The sequence below is a fragment of the Falsiroseomonas algicola genome (genome assembly GCF_011040385.1).
Taxonomy (GTDB): Bacteria; Pseudomonadota; Alphaproteobacteria; order Acetobacterales; family Acetobacteraceae; genus Falsiroseomonas; species Falsiroseomonas algicola.
The window spans coordinates 620,404-634,627 of record NZ_JAAIKB010000002.1 but is presented as its reverse complement, the minus strand read 5'-3'; the positions used below and the strand labels follow the sequence as shown (position 1 = coordinate 634,627).

The window sequence follows — 14,224 nt, the reverse complement described above, 5'->3', positions numbered from 1 at the left end:
CGGCGATGGAGGACAGGCGCGCCCTGGCCACGCTGCCGCCGCTGCGCGGGCGGGTGCAGCAGGACGCGCCACTGGCACCCTTCACCTGGTTCCGGGTCGGCGGGCCAGCCGAATGGCTGGTGCGCCCGGCGGATGTCGATGACCTGCTGCTGCTGCTGCGGGATCTGCCGGAGAGCGTGCCGCTGAGCATCATCGGCGCGGCCTCCAACCTCATCATCCGTGATGGCGGCGTCCGTGGCGTCGTGGTGCGGCTGGGCGGCAAGGCCTTCGGTGAGGTTTCCGTCGATGGCGATGGCATCATCGCCGGGGCGGCGGCGCTCGACGCCGTGGTGGCGGAGCACGCGGCGGCGACGGGGCTGGCGGGGCTCGAGTTCCTGTGCGGCATCCCGGGCGCCATCGGCGGCGCTGTGGCCATGAACGCCGGCGCCTACGGTTCGGAAGTGAAGGATGTGCTGGACTGGGCAGAGGTGGCGACGCCCGCCGGCGTGATCCGCATGGCGGCGCAGGACTTTGCCTTCGCCTATCGCAAGGCGGTGCTGCCGGCGCGCGGGGTCGTGACCCGTGCGCGCTTCCACGCACGGCCAGGGGACGCGGCTGCCATCTCGACACGCATGGCCGAGATTCGCGCGGCGAGGGAGGCGACGCAGCCCGTCCGCGCCCGCACCGGCGGCTCCACCTTCAAGAACCCGCCCGGCGCCAAGGCCTGGGCGCTGGTCGATGCCGCGGGCTGCCGCGGCCTGGTGCGTGGCGGCGCGCAGGTCAGCGAGAAGCACACGAACTTCCTGCTCAACCTCGGTGGCGCCACGGCCGCCGACATCGAGGGGCTGGGCGAGGAGATGCGCGCGCGGGTGCTCGCCACCAGCGGCGTCTCGCTGGAATGGGAAATCAAGCGGATCGGCGAGGTGACGCCATGACGAAGCACGTGGCGGTTCTGCATGGCGGTTTCTCGGCCGAACGCGAGGTGAGCCTGGCGACCGGCGGGCAGGTCGTGGGCGCGCTGCGCGCGGCGGGCTTCGAGGTCACGCCGATCGAGGTGGGGCATGACCTGGGCGCCGTCATCGCGGCGCTGCAGGCGGCGAAGCCCGATGTCGTCTTCAATGCCCTGCATGGACGCTTCGGGGAGGATGGCTGCATCCAGGGCGTGCTGGACTGGATGGGCCTGCCCTATACGCATTCCGGGGTCCGCGCCTCCTCCCTCGCGATGGACAAGGCGGCGTCCAAGGCCGCCTTCGCCGCCGCCGGGCTGCCCGTGCCGCCCGGCCGCATCGTGACGCCGGAGGAGCTGGAGGCGGAGGACCCCCTGCCCCGCCCCTATGTCGTGAAGCCGATCAATGAGGGTTCCTCCGTCGGCGTCGAGATCCTGCGGGAGGGCGACAATCGCCGCGCGGAGATTGCGCAGCGCTGGAAGTTCGACCGCCGCATCATGGTGGAGGCCTTCATCCCGGGCCGCGAGCTGACCGTCGCCGTCATGGGCGACCGGACGCTGGAGGTGACGGAGATCGACACCGGCCACGTCTTCTACGACTACGATGCGAAATACGCCGATGGCGGCAGCCAGCACACGCTGCCGGCGCCGGTGCATCCGGCGACGCGCGCCAAGGCGATGGAGATCGCGCTGCGCGCCCACCAGACGCTCGGCTGCCGCGGTGTGTCCCGCGCAGACCTCCGATACGATGATACGGCGGGCGAGCCGGGCCAGCTCTATCTGCTGGAAGTGAACACCCAGCCCGGCATGACTCGCACCAGCCTGGTGCCGGAGCAGGCCGCGCATGTCGGTATCCCCTTCCCCGACCTCTGCGCCTGGATGGTGAGGGAGGCGCGCCATGGCCCGTAACGCTCCTGTCTCGACACGCCGCCGGACGGCCAGGCAGGACCCGGATCGGCCCAGCCGGCTGCGGCTGTGGCTGAAGCGTCGGCGTGGCCTGATGCGGCCGGCGGCGCTTGGCGTGATGGCGACGATGCTGGTGATCGGCGCTGGCTACGCCGTCTATGCCAGCGATCCCGCGGGCCGCATGCGGGCCGTCGTAGAGAATGTGGGCGAGATCGGGCTCTCGGCCGGTCTCGAGGTGACGGAGGTCGTCGTCCAGGGCCGACGCAATACGCCGGCCGACCTCATCAGCGGCGCCATCGGCGCCCAGCGCGGCGATCCGATGCTGGCCTTCTCCCCGGAAGAGGCCAAGGCGCGGCTGGAGACCATCGCCTGGGTCGAGGCGGCGCATGTCGAGCGCCGCCTGCCCGGTACGATTCTCGTGCGCCTGACGGAGCGCACGCCCTTCGCGATCTGGCAGCACAACAGCCGCTTCGCCGTCATCGATCGCGAGGGCCGCGTGGTGGCGACTGAAACGCTGGACGCCTTCGGCCCACTGCCACTTGTGGTCGGCGCCGGTGCCGACAAGCATGCGGCCGCGCTCTATGACCTGCTGCTGGCGCATCGCAACGTGCTGGAACGCACGCAGGCGCTGGTCCGCGTCGGCGAGCGGCGCTGGAACCTCCGCCTCCACAACGGCACCGACGTGCTGCTGCCGGAGGGGCAGGAGGCGCCGGCCCTGAACCGCCTTTCCGAACTTCAGTCGCGCAGCGCCCTGCTCGACCGGCCGCTCGTCGCCGTCGACATGCGACTGCCGGACCGGCTTGTGCTGCGCCAGCAGCCGGCACCGGAACAGCCTGCGCATCCGCAGCGCCGCGCCACGGCGAGCACGCGCGGATGAACGCGCTCTCCCGCCTTCCCGCCGGCATCGATCCCCCGCCCGAAAAGCGCCGCCGCGGCGCGCGGAACGGCCCCTTCGGCGTGCTCGATATCGGCACGACCAAGGTCGTCTGCCTGATCGCGCGCATCGAAGGCGATGGGGAGCCGCGGGTGTTGGGCTTCGGCTGGCAGCGCGGACGCGGGGTGAAGGGCGGGTCCATCATCGACCTGGAGGAGGCGGAACGCGCCATCCGCGCCGCCGTCGGCCAGGCGGAGGAGATGTCGGACACGCAGCTCTCCGGCGCCATCGTGAACCTCTCCTGCGGCCAGCCCGATTCGCGGCTGCTGCATGTGCAGTGGCCGATCGGCGGCCGCGCCGTGACCGATGCCGACCTGCGCGCGATCCTGCATGAGGGTCGCCGCCGCGGCACGGAGGATGGGCGGGAGACGGTGCATGGATCGCCCGTCTCCTTCACGGTCGATGCCACGCCGGGGGTCGAGGATCCGCGCGGCATGGTCTGCGATACGCTCGGCGCCCGCGTGCACCTGGTGGATGCGTCCCAGGCCGCGCTGCGGAACCTCGGCGCCTGCCTCGCGCGCTGCGACCTGGAGGTGGAGGAACTGGTCTCCGCCCCGCTCGCCGCGGGCCTTGCGACGCTGGTGGAGGATGAGAAGCGCATCGGCGCGACCGTCATCGACATGGGCGGCGGCACGACCTCCATCGCCGTCTTCAGCGAGGGGCAGCTGATCCACACGGCGCAGATCCCCGTCGGCGGCTGGCAGGTGACGAACGATCTGGCGCGCGTCCTCTCCACGCCCATCAGCCATGCGGAACGGCTGAAGACGCTGCATGGCGGCGCGCTGGCGGCGGCGGATGACGAGCGGGAGATGCTGCCCGTGCCGCTGGTCGGCGAGGATGAGGACCACATCGCGCGGGTGCCGCGCGCGATGATCGTCAACATCATCCGTCCGCGGCTCGAGGAGACCTTCGAGTTCGTGCGCGAGAGGCTGGAGCAGGCCGGAGTCGCGAAGGAAGCCGGCACGCGCGTGGTGCTGACGGGCGGCGCCAGCCAGATGATCGGCGCGCGCGAACTGGCGGCCCGCGTGCTGGATCGCCAGGTCCGAATCGGGCGCCCGCGCAGCGTGCGCGGCCTGCCGGATACCGCCGGCGGGCCTCCTTTCGCCGCCGCCATCGGCCTTCTGGCCTGGGGTGCCGGCGAAGGTCGTCCCGTGGTGGATGTCGCGCCTGGTATTGACCGGCCGCAGGGCTCGATTCGCCGTCTCTATGAGTGGCTGCGGGATCGCTTGTGATGCGCCCGAACGCCATTCCCCCCATCCCAATCCCCCGGCCGCTGCGCTAGGCTGAGTTCCAGGAGAGGCCCGCACACATGACCCTGAACCTGACCATTCCGATCCACCAGCACACCGATTTCAGCCCGCGCATCACCGTCGTGGGCGTGGGTGGCGGCGGCACGAACGCCGTGAACAACATGGTCGCGATGGGCCTGGACGGGGTGGAATTCCTCGTCGCCAATACCGACGCGCAGTCGCTGGTCCACAGCAAGGCGGATCGCCGCGTCCAGCTCGGCCCGCATCTGACGCAGGGACTCGGCGCCGGCGCGAAGCCGGAGATCGGCCGCGCCGCGGCCGAGGAAGCGACCGAGGAACTGGCCCGCCACCTCGATGGCAGCCACATGGTCTTCGTCACCGCCGGCATGGGTGGCGGCACGGGCACGGGCGCGGCGCCGGTGATCGCCCGCATGGCGCGGGAGCGGGGGATCCTGACCGTCGGCGTGGTGACCAAGCCCTTCGACTTCGAAGGCCCGAAGCGCAAGAAGTCCGCCGATGCGGGGATCGAGGAACTGCAGCAGTTCGTCGATACGCTGATCGTCATCCCGAACCAGAACCTGTTCCGACTGGCGAATGAGCGGACGACCTTCGCCGAGGCCTTCAAGATGGCCGACAACGTCCTCTACATGGGCGTGCGCGGCGTGACGGATCTGATGGTCAATCCGGGCCTCGTGAACCTCGACTTCGCCGACATCCGCACCGTGATGGCGGAGATGGGCAAGGCGATGATGGGCACCGGCGAGGCCGAGGGCGAGGATCGCGCCATTAAGGCCAGCGAGGCCGCGATCAGCAACCCGCTGCTGGAGGACACCTCCATGCGTGGCGCCCGCGGCGTGCTGATCAACATCACCGGCGGCTACGACATGACGCTGTTCGAGGTCGATGAGGCCGCGAACCGCATCCGCAAGGAAGTGGACGAGGACGCCAACATCATCTTCGGCTCCTCGGTCGATGAGACGATGAACGGGCGTCTGCGCGTGTCCGTCGTCGCGACCGGCATCGATGCGCGTGAGGCGCGGGACGCCGAGCGGCCGAAGCTGGTGGCGATGGGCGGCGGCGCGCCGGTGCAGGCCGTGGCGACCGCCAGTGTCGCGCCGGCGCCGGCCATGCGGGCCCCGGGTGGGTTCACGCCGCGAGTCGCCGCGGCGCCGGCGCCCGCCGCGATGCGCCCGGCCCAGCCCTATGTGGCGCCGGTCGCGCCGCAGCCGGTGGCCCCAGCTCCCGCGCCCATGGAAGCCGCCCCGGTCGCCCCGGTGGCCGAGGGTCCGGTGGTGATGGCCCAGCAAGCAGAAGTCGGGCTGCGCGCCCCGGCCGTGACGCGCGCGGCGGCCCCGCCGGCGGCGGCCCAGCCGGGCGGCCTGAACAACCTGTTCCGGAAGGCCACGGGCCTGATGCGGCGCGATGTGCCGGAGGCCCAGGCCCCGGCGCCGGCGCCGCAGCGGATCGAGCCGCCGGCCGCTCCCCGTGCCGTGACGCGTGCACCGCAGCAGGATGAGATGGGGCTCGACATTCCCACCTTCTTGCGCCGGCAGAGCAATTAAGGCTGAAATGCGGCGTTGCTGCACCACAGCAACGCCGCAATTTCAAGGCCTTGCGACGTAATACCGCGAAACAAGGCTTGAATGGCATTCCCTGGGGCAGCCTGCCATTTTGCCCTGGGAGGTCCGGTCCGGGCGTCCTCATCGGTGCGACCGCAAAACGCGGCCCGGTGTTGTTGGAACGGGGGATGTGTTGCTGAACGGGGCCCTTTTCGGTGGCACCAGCGACGCAGCGCAGACTGAGGACGCAAGCAGATGGACGGTTTCCTTCCGATCGACAGGGCCCGGCGCAAGACGCTGAAGACCGCGATCGGCTGCGTGGGCGTCGGCTTGCACAGCGGCCGCCGCGTCTCCTTGACCCTCCGTCCCGCGCCGGCCGGTACTGGCATCATCTTCCGCCGCACCGACCTTGGCATCGATGTGCCGGCTCGCTTCGACCGCGTGGCTGATACGCGGCTATGCACCGCCCTTGTCGCCGCCGACGCACCGCAGGCGCGGATCGGCACGGTTGAGCATGTGATGGCCGCTCTCGCGGGCACCGGCATCACGGATGCAATCCTGGAGATCGATGGCGCGGAAGTGCCCATCCTGGATGGCTCCGCCGCGCCTTTCGTCTTCCTGATCGACTGCGCCGGCACCACCAGCCTCAATCTCCCGGCGCCCGTCATCGAGGTGCTGCGTCGCGTGCGGGTGGAGGAGAAGGGCGCCTTCGTCGAACTGCTGCCGGCCAACACGGCGGGGTTCGAGGCGGAACTGTCGATCGACTTCCCCTCCACCGCCATCGGCAGCCAGAGCGTCGGCATGCGGGTGACGCCGGCCGCCTTCCGGGCCGGGCTGGCCGATGCGCGCACCTTCACCCTCGCCGAGGAGATCGCGCGGCTGCGCGCCGCCGGCCTGGCGCAGGGCGGCAGCCTGGCGAACGCCATCGTGGTGGACGGCCCGCTGGTGCTGAACCCCGGCGGCCTGCGCCGCCCCGATGAGTTCGTGCGCCACAAGCTGCTGGATGTCGTGGGTGACCTGGCGCTGGCCGGCGCGGCCCTTTCGGCGCGCTTCGTCGGGCATCGGTCCGGCCATGCGCTCAACAACAAGCTGCTGCGGGCCCTGTTCGCGGATCGCAGCGCTTGGCGCCTGGTGGAAGGCGAAGTTTCGGTGGATGGCGCTGCCACCCGCCTGCCGGCCGCCGCCGCGCCGGCGATGGCCTGAACAGGACGCCTGAGGTTGCCAGCCGGCAACGGCTGACGCATCACCGCGGCTTGATGGGGCGGATGTCGGCTTTCCTCGAAGCGCGTCCCCCCGCCTTGCCCCCTATGGGTCACGGCGTGGTATAGGGGGGTTCTCATGCGTGACCGGTCCACGATGCTCCGACGTCTGCTGCCTCTCATCCTCATCCTGCCCATCGCGGCGTGCTCCGGCCCAACGGCCTGGGACGGCCGGCAGAGCTCGCTAGGCGCCGCGCGGCCCGGCGCCACGGGCCAGGACACCTCTCCCGAGGCGCTCTATGCCGCGGGGATGGAGGAGCTGAACGCGGAGCGCTTCCAGCGCGCGGTCCAGCTTTTCGACACGGTGGAGCGGGAGCACCCCTACTCCGCCTTCGCCACCAACGCGAAGCTCATGTCCGCCTATGGCGAGTACATGCGCAACCGCTACACGGAAGCGCTCGGCGCGCTGGACCGTTTCATCCAGCTGCATCCCGCGCATCGCGACATCGCCTATGCCTACTACCTGCGCGCGCTCTGCTACTACGAGCAGATCAACGACACGGAGCGTGACCAGCGCACGACCGAGCAGGCGATGGCCGCGCTGCAGGATGTGGCGAACCGCTTCCCCAACACGCCCTATGCCCGCGATGCGCGCCTGAAGATGGACCTGGCACGGGACCACCTGGCGGGCCGCGAAATGGTCGTAGGCCGCTTCTACCAGAACCGGCGCCTCTATACCGCTGCCATCGGCCGCTTCCGCCGGGTGGTGGATGAGTACCAGACGACGAACCACGTGCCTGAAGCCTTGCACCGGCTGACGGAGATCTATCTGGCGCTGGGCCTGACGGATGAGGCGCGGCGCACGGCTTCCGTCCTCGGCCACAACTATCCCGGCAGCGAATGGTACCAGGACAGCTACGCGCTTCTCGTCGATGGCGCGCAGCCGACCGAGCAGGACCGACCCGGCTTCTTCCGCCGGGCCGTGGGCTGGATCTTCTGAGCCGCAGGGCGCGGCGCCTGTCGTGCTGACCGCCCTCGCCATCCGCGACGTGGTGCTGATCGAGCGGCTGGACCTTGTCTTCGGGCCGGGCCTGACGGTGCTGACCGGCGAGACCGGCGCCGGCAAATCGATCCTGCTGGACAGCCTCGGCCTGGCGCTTGGGGCACGCTCCACGGGTGGTGGGCTTGTACGAGCGGGCCAGACCCAGGCCAGTGTTGCCGCCGCGTTCGCGCCCGGGGATCAGCACCCTGCCCGCGCGCTGCTGACCGAACAGGGCATCGAGTCGGAGGAAGAGATCGTCCTCCGCCGCATCGTCACCGCCGATGGCCGCAGCCGCGCCTTCGTGAACGACCAGCCCGTGGGGCTGGCGACGCTGCGGCGGCTGGGCTCGCTGCTGGTCGAGGTGCAGGGCCAGCACGACCAGGTGGGCCTGGCTGATCCTGCGCATCACGCGGGCTTGCTGGATGCCTCCGGCGCGTTGGACAGCCTGCGCGGCGCCGTCGCTGACGCCCACCGCCAGTGGCGGGAGGCGGAGCGGGCCCTGGCCACGGCGCGGGAGGAGATCGCGGCCGCCCAGCGGGACGAGGAGTTCCTGCGCCATGCCGTCGGCGAACTGGAGGAACTCGCGCCGATCGAGGGCGAGGAGGACCAGTTGGCCGCCGAACGCCAGCATTTGCAGCAGGGCGAGCGCCGCGGCGAGGCGATCGCGGAGGCGCTGGCCGCGCTGCAGCCGCGCGACCGCCGCAGCGCCAATCCCGGGTCCGCGCTGCGCAGCGCCTCCCGGGCGCTGGAGCGCCTGCCAGCCCCGAACACCGATGCCGAACCGGCCCTGGAAGCGCTGGGCCGGGCGCTGGATGCGCTGTCGGATGCGGAGACGGCGCTGGAGCGGCTGGCGCATGAGGCTTCCGCCGATCCGCGCCGGCTTGAACATGTCGAAGAGCGGCTCTTCGCGCTGCGAGCCGCCGCGCGGAAGCATCTGATCCCGGTCGTGGAACTGCCGGGTCTGCTGGTCTCCCTCAAGGCGCGGCTGGCGGCGCTGGATGCCGGCACCGGCCAGGTTGCGGCGGCCGAACAGCGGGCCCGGGAGACGCGTGCGGCTTACGTCGCCGCGGCCGCACGTCTGACCGCGGCCCGGCGCGAGGCGGCGCAGAAGCTGGAGAAGTCGATCGCCCGCGAATTGCCACCGCTGAAGCTGGACCGCGCCCGGCTGGTGGTGGAGGTGGTCGAGAAGCCGGAGCCCGCCTGGGGGCCGGATGGCGTGGATCGCGTCACCTTCCTCGTCTCCACCAATCCCGGCCAGCCGCCGGGGGCCCTGGACAAGGTCGCCTCGGGCGGCGAGCTCTCGCGCCTGATGCTGGCCTTCAAGGTGGTGCTGGCCCGCGGGTCGCCCGTGCCGACCCTGGTCTTCGACGAGGTCGATAGCGGTGTCGGTGGCGCCACCGCGGCGGCAGTCGGTGACCGCCTGGCTCGTGTGGCAGAGCGGCTGCAGGTGCTGGTGGTGACCCATTCGCCGCAGGTGGCCGCGCGGGGCGGGCGGCATTTCTCAGTCGCCAAGCAGGTCAAGGCCGGGCGGGCGGAGACGCGCGTGGTGCCGCTCGACGTGGCGGCGCGGCGGGAGGAAATCGCCCGCATGCTGGCGGGCGAGAAGGTGACGGAGGCCGCGCGCATGGCCGCCGACAGCCTGCTGGCAGGCGGCCTCTTGTGATCCGCGCCGGGCTGCCCGGCGATGCCGAGGCCGTCGCCGCGCTGATCAACGCCATCAACAGCCTGGACGGCACGCCGCCCGCAATGCCGATGACGGCCACGGTCGTGCGCCGGGACCTGATCGGCGCCACGGCCCGCGCGCTGCTGCGCGTGGCGGAGCGCGACGGCGTGGTTGTAGGCTTCGCGACCGCCGGCTTCGTCTATGACGCCGAACGCCAGGCGGATGCGCTGATGCTGCTCGACCTCTACGTCCTGCCGGACCATCGCCGGCAGGGCCTCGCACGAGCGCTGATGGCACGGCTGGCAGCGGAAGCGCGGGACCACGGCGCCGGATGCCTCTGGTGGGGCGTCGATGACGGCGATGACGAGGCGACCGCCTTCTACCGCGCCATCGGCGCCGTGAGCGAAGGCCGCTTCAGCGGCGAGATCCTGGAGGGGGAGGCGCTGCGGCGCCTGGCGGCAGAGCATGGATGACCAGGCCTGCGACCGCGCGCTGCGGGCGCGCCAGGTTGACGCGCTGACGGATGAGGAGGCGCAGGCGGAATTGGCAGCGCTGGCGGCCGAGATCGCCCATCATGACGAGCGCTACCACAAGATGGACGCGCCCGAGATCAGCGACGCCGACTACGATTCGCTGGTCCGCCGCAACCGTGCCATCGAGGCGCGCTTTCCCGAGCTGGTGCGCGACGACAGCCCGAGCCGCCGCGTCGGCGCGGAGACGGCGGAGGGTTTCGCCAAGCTGCGCCACGGCGTGCCGATGCTGTCGCTCGACAACGCCTTCGCCGATGCGGATTTTCTCGAATTCTGCGCCTCCATCCGGCGCTTCCTGCGGCTGGACGCGACCGAGACACTGGCCTTCGTGGGGGAGCCGAAGATCGACGGCCTGTCGATCAACCTGACCTATGAGGATGGCGTCTTCGTCCGCGGCGCCACGCGCGGCGACGGGACGGAGGGCGAGGACGTCACCCGCAACCTGCTGACGCTGGGTGACCTGCCGAGGCAGCTCACCGCCCCCTTCCCCGCCCGGGTCGAGATCCGCGGCGAGGTCTTCATGGACAAGGCGGATTTCCTTCAGTTTCGCGCGCAGCAGGAGAGGGCGGCGGCGGAGCGGGACGAACGACGCGCGCGGGGCGAGAAGGTCGGGCCTGCCGTGACCATTCCAGCCAATCCCCGCAACGCGGCGGCCGGGTCGCTGCGGCAGCTTGATCCGACCATCACGGCGCAGCGGCCCCTGAAGCTCTTCGCCTATGCGATGGGGGACGCCAGCGAGCAGCCGGCGGAGACGCATGAGGGCTGGCTGCAGCGGCTGCGCGACTGGGGATTCGCCGTGAATCCCGTCTCCGAACTGCTCCCCGATGAACAGGCCGCACTCGGCTTCCAGAAGCGGATGGGCGAGCAGCGCGCGGGGCTCGCCTATGACATCGACGGCGTCGTCTACAAGCTGAACCGGTTGGACTGGCAACGCCGCCTCGGCTTCGTGGGCCGTGCGCCGCGCTGGGCCATCGCCTGGAAATTCCCGGCGGAGCAGGCGACGACCGTGCTGCTGGACATCGAGATCCAGGTGGGGCGCACCGGGGCGCTGACGCCGCGCGCCGTCATGCAGCCCGTCAGTGTCGGCGGCGTCATGGTCAGCCACGCCAGCCTGCACAATGAGGATGAGATCGCGCGGAAGGATGTCCGCATCGGCGACACGGTGATCCTGCAGCGCGCCGGCGACGTCATCCCGCAGATCCTGGGCGTAGTGCTGGACAAGCGGCCGGAGGGCGCACAGCCCTTCGCCTTCCCGGACCGCTGCCCCGCTTGCGGCAGCCATGCCGTGCGCCCGCCGGGCGAGGTCGTGAAGCGCTGCACCGGCGGGCTGATCTGCCCGGCCCAGACGGTGGAGCGCCTGATCCACTTCGCCCGCCGCACCGCCATGGATATCGAGGGCCTGGGCGCCGAGAACGTACAGAAGCTGTTCGAAGAGGGCCTGGTGAAGAGCCCCGCCGACATCTTCCGCCTGGCGCAGCACGCCGACACCATGCGTGGCTGGGAAGGCTGGGGCGCGCGGTCGAAGAAGGATGCGAAGAAGGTCGCCAACCTGCTCGCCGCCATCGAGGCGCGGCGCAGCGTGCCCTTCGAGCGCTTCATCTTCGCCCTCGGCATCCGCCGGATCGGCGAGGCGAACGCCAAGCTGCTGGCCCGGCACTATCACAGCTTCCCGGAATGGCGGGCGAAGATGCTGGCAGCCACCACGATCGGATCGGAGGCGCGGGAGGAACTCGGCTCCATCCAGGGCATCGGCCCCGCCATCGCGACCGAACTTGCGGAGTTCTTCGCAGAACCCGGGAATCTCGCCGCCCTCGACGACCTGGCCGGTGAGGTGACGCCGCAGGAGACGGTCGTGGTCGCGGCGGAGGGCAACCCCTTCGCCGGCAAGACCGTGGTCTTCACCGGGTCGCTGGAGACGATGTCCCGCGACGAGGCGGAAGCGCAGGCAGAGCGGCTGGGCGCCAAGGTGACCAAGAGCGTGTCGAAGAAGACCGATTTCGTCATCGTCGGCGCCGATGCCGGCAGCAAGGCGACCAAGGCGGCGGAGCTTGGCCTGCGGGTGCTGACGGAAGCTGAGTGGCGCGGGATGGCGGGACTCGGCTGACGCTTGCGCGGGCGGGCCAGCCGGTCCTATCTGCCGACATGTCCGCCTTCTTCCTCTCGGCCCTGCTGCTGTCCGTCTCCGCGTATATCCATACGCTGTCGCAGGACCCGGCGATGCGCCCGGCCAATCCGATCGCCGACCAGTTCTGGCGCGGGCTGTCCTATCTGTGCCTGGCGGGGTGGGTGCTGATCATCCTGCGCGGCTTCTATGACCGGCACTGGGCGGATGGGCTGGCGGCGCTGCTCGGCTCCTTCGCCGTCAACTGGTGGTTCGGCCACCGCGGCCCGAAGCGGACATGGCCGGGCATCTCCATGCTGTTCGGCGTCGTGGGCCTCGGGCTCGCGACCTATTCCTTCCTCTACGAGTAGGGCGGCAGGTCGAGACGCGTCGCCTCGGCATTGCCGGGCTCGGCCGGAAAGCGGCTGCGGACCAGTGGGTCGTGGCCCGGGATCACCAGGCTCTCATCGCCCCCTGCCAGGGCACGCGCGCGTCGCCATCCCTGCACCATGGCGCCGAGGTCGAAGACGATCGGGAAGGGATTCTCCCGCGCCATGTTGGCGTAGTAGTGGCTGGCATCGCCGGCGATGACGAGCGGCCCGCGCGCCGTCACGATGCGGACCATCTGCAGCCCGCCGGAATGGCCGCCGACGCCGTGCAGCGTGACGCCGGGCGCGACCTCCGCTTCCCCGTCGTGGAACACCACGCGCTCCGCATAGACGGCGCGGACCAGGCGGACGACGTCCTCGACCTCGAAGGGATGGCGCAGGCAATGGCTGCACATGTGGCGGCCGGTGGCGAAGGAGACCTCATTGTCCTGGATGTGCAGGCGAGCATTCGGGAAGAGGTCGAGGTTGCCGGCATGGTCGTAGTGCAGATGCGTCACGACCACATCCTGGATCGCGGCGGGATCGACGCCGACATCGCGCAGGCAATCGCCGACCGGACGCAGGATGGTGCGGCCGCGCTTCGCCGCCGTCTCCTCGCTGAAGCCGGTATCGACCAGCACGAGGCGACCCTCCGGCCCGCGCAGCAGCCAGACGAAGTAGTCCATCGGCATGGCGTCATGCGCATCCGCCACCGGCATCATGAAGTTGGACTGCGCGGTGCGTTCATGCCGCGCATAGCGCAGCGCCAGGACTTCCCACATGGCGCTACGCCTTCTTCGCGATCTGGGGCGATTCGAGTTCGGCGGCCGCCAGCGCCTCACTGAACCGCGCCGCCGCGGTGTGGTCCTGCCCCGGGCCGAGCAGCGACGCCGCGGCCGCCCACAATTCCCGCGTCTGCGCGGCCAGTGGCGCGGGCGTCCCCGTCTCCCGCCCCACCTGCAATGCGATCGACAGGTCTTTCACCATCAGGTCCAGGCCGAAGCCGGAATTGAATTTCCGGGAGAGCACGAACTGGTTCAGCTTGCGCTGGGTGCTGTTGTTCATGCCGGTGGAGTTGTTCAGCACCTCCACCATCACGGCGGGGTCGAGCCCGAAGCGACTGCCGATCAGCAGCGCCTCCACGCTGATCAGGAAGCCGGCCGCGCTGACGAGGTTGTTCAGAGCCTTCATCGCCTGGCCAGCACCGATATCGCCGCAGCGCGTGATGCTGCCGCCCATGGCGCGCAGAAGCGGATCCACGCGGTCCAGCGGCACCGCATCGCCGCCCGTCATGATGGCGAGGGTGCCCGTTTCCGCCCGTGCGACGCCGCCGGAGACCGGGGCATCGACCATGGCGATGCTTTGCGTCGCCAGGTCATGCGCGATGGCACGGGTGGCGGAGGGTTCGCCGGAGGACATCTCGATGATGATGGCGCCGGGGGCGAGGCGCGGGCGGATGGCGGTGACGACCTCCGCCACCTCGCGGCTCGTCGGCAGCATGGTGATGACGGCGCCGGCCCCCGCGGCGGCCTCCGCCGCGCTGGTCGCGGCAATCCCGCCATGCTTCACGGCGAAGTCGGCGGCACGGCCGGGCACGGCATCATGCACGGCGACGGTGAAGCCGGCCTGCAGCAGCCTGATGGCCATGGGCCAGCCCATGCGGCCGATGCCGATGAAGGCGACCCGGCTGATCCCGCTTTCCATCCCGTCTCTCTCCCGTTCCTGTCGCAAGGCTGGCCGCAGCCGC

At 70.8% G+C, this 14,224-nt stretch carries 13 protein-coding genes; 11 read left to right on the top strand and 2 right to left on the bottom strand.

The genetic code is table 11. From position 1 onward, the window contains the following. The first annotated feature begins 5 nt into the window (after positions 1–5). The 11 genes from murB (at position 6) to G3576_RS07995 (ending at position 12,480) form a co-directional block, all read left to right on the top strand. Positions 6–914, top strand: a complete 909-nt coding sequence (gene murB, locus G3576_RS08045; RefSeq protein ID WP_164693833.1) for a UDP-N-acetylmuramate dehydrogenase — start codon at positions 6–8, stop codon at positions 912–914. After that, a complete protein-coding gene (locus G3576_RS08040) occupies positions 911–1,834 on the top strand; it encodes a D-alanine--D-alanine ligase (RefSeq protein ID WP_164693832.1) in 924 nt (307 codons plus the stop codon). Before murB ends, G3576_RS08040 begins: the two co-directional genes overlap by 4 nt. Continuing rightward, the gene (locus G3576_RS08035) at positions 1,824–2,708 is read left to right on the top strand and encodes a cell division protein FtsQ/DivIB (RefSeq protein ID WP_235951579.1); all 885 of its coding nucleotides are present in this window, start codon (positions 1,824–1,826) and stop codon (positions 2,706–2,708) included. The genes G3576_RS08040 and G3576_RS08035 overlap by 11 nt, the downstream gene beginning before the upstream one ends. Continuing rightward, entirely contained in the window at positions 2,705–3,997 is a 1,293-nt protein-coding gene (gene ftsA, locus G3576_RS08030; RefSeq protein WP_164693831.1) for a cell division protein FtsA, read from the top strand. The genes G3576_RS08035 and ftsA overlap by 4 nt, the downstream gene beginning before the upstream one ends. A gap of 77 nt (positions 3,998–4,074) precedes the next feature. Then, positions 4,075–5,577, top strand: coding sequence for a cell division protein FtsZ (ftsZ, locus tag G3576_RS08025; protein WP_164693830.1), 1,503 nt, complete (start codon positions 4,075–4,077; stop codon positions 5,575–5,577). Positions 5,578–5,829: 252 nt separating this feature from the next. Then, positions 5,830–6,777: a UDP-3-O-acyl-N-acetylglucosamine deacetylase gene (gene lpxC / locus G3576_RS08020; RefSeq protein ID WP_164693829.1), complete on the top strand. Its 948-nt coding sequence runs from the start codon at positions 5,830–5,832 to the stop codon at positions 6,775–6,777. 135 nt (positions 6,778–6,912) lie between these two features. Beyond that, positions 6,913–7,773: an outer membrane protein assembly factor BamD gene (locus tag G3576_RS08015; protein ID WP_235951577.1), complete on the top strand. Its 861-nt coding sequence runs from the start codon at positions 6,913–6,915 to the stop codon at positions 7,771–7,773. A 22-nt stretch (positions 7,774–7,795) separates the two neighbouring features. Beyond that, positions 7,796–9,478 carry a DNA repair protein RecN gene (gene recN / locus G3576_RS08010; RefSeq protein WP_164693828.1) on the top strand — a complete coding sequence of 561 codons (1,683 nt, stop codon included), beginning with the start codon at positions 7,796–7,798 and terminating at the stop codon, positions 9,476–9,478. Next, the gene (locus tag G3576_RS08005) at positions 9,475–9,951 is read left to right on the top strand and encodes a GNAT family N-acetyltransferase (protein WP_164693827.1); all 477 of its coding nucleotides are present in this window, start codon (positions 9,475–9,477) and stop codon (positions 9,949–9,951) included. The genes recN and G3576_RS08005 overlap by 4 nt, the downstream gene beginning before the upstream one ends. Continuing rightward, positions 9,944–12,112, top strand: a complete 2,169-nt coding sequence (ligA, locus tag G3576_RS08000; RefSeq protein ID WP_164693826.1) for an NAD-dependent DNA ligase LigA — start codon at positions 9,944–9,946, stop codon at positions 12,110–12,112. The genes G3576_RS08005 and ligA overlap by 8 nt, the downstream gene beginning before the upstream one ends. A 38-nt stretch (positions 12,113–12,150) precedes the next feature. Beyond that, positions 12,151–12,480, top strand: a complete 330-nt coding sequence (locus G3576_RS07995; RefSeq protein WP_164693825.1) for a hypothetical protein — start codon at positions 12,151–12,153, stop codon at positions 12,478–12,480. On the opposite strand, the gene G3576_RS07990 is transcribed toward G3576_RS07995, so the two are convergent. Together G3576_RS07990 and G3576_RS07985 are read right to left on the bottom strand one after the other, a co-directional pair. Further along, the gene (locus tag G3576_RS07990) at positions 12,471–13,259 is read right to left on the bottom strand and encodes an N-acyl homoserine lactonase family protein (RefSeq protein WP_164693824.1); all 789 of its coding nucleotides are present in this window, start codon (positions 13,257–13,259) and stop codon (positions 12,471–12,473) included. The two genes, G3576_RS07995 and G3576_RS07990, sit on opposite strands and share 10 nt — an antisense overlap. Before the next feature lie 4 nt (positions 13,260–13,263). Beyond that, complete coding sequence (locus tag G3576_RS07985; protein ID WP_268888502.1) at positions 13,264–14,208, bottom strand: NAD(P)-dependent oxidoreductase; 945 nt, start codon at positions 14,206–14,208, stop codon at positions 13,264–13,266. Between the last annotated feature and the right edge of the window lie 16 nt (positions 14,209–14,224).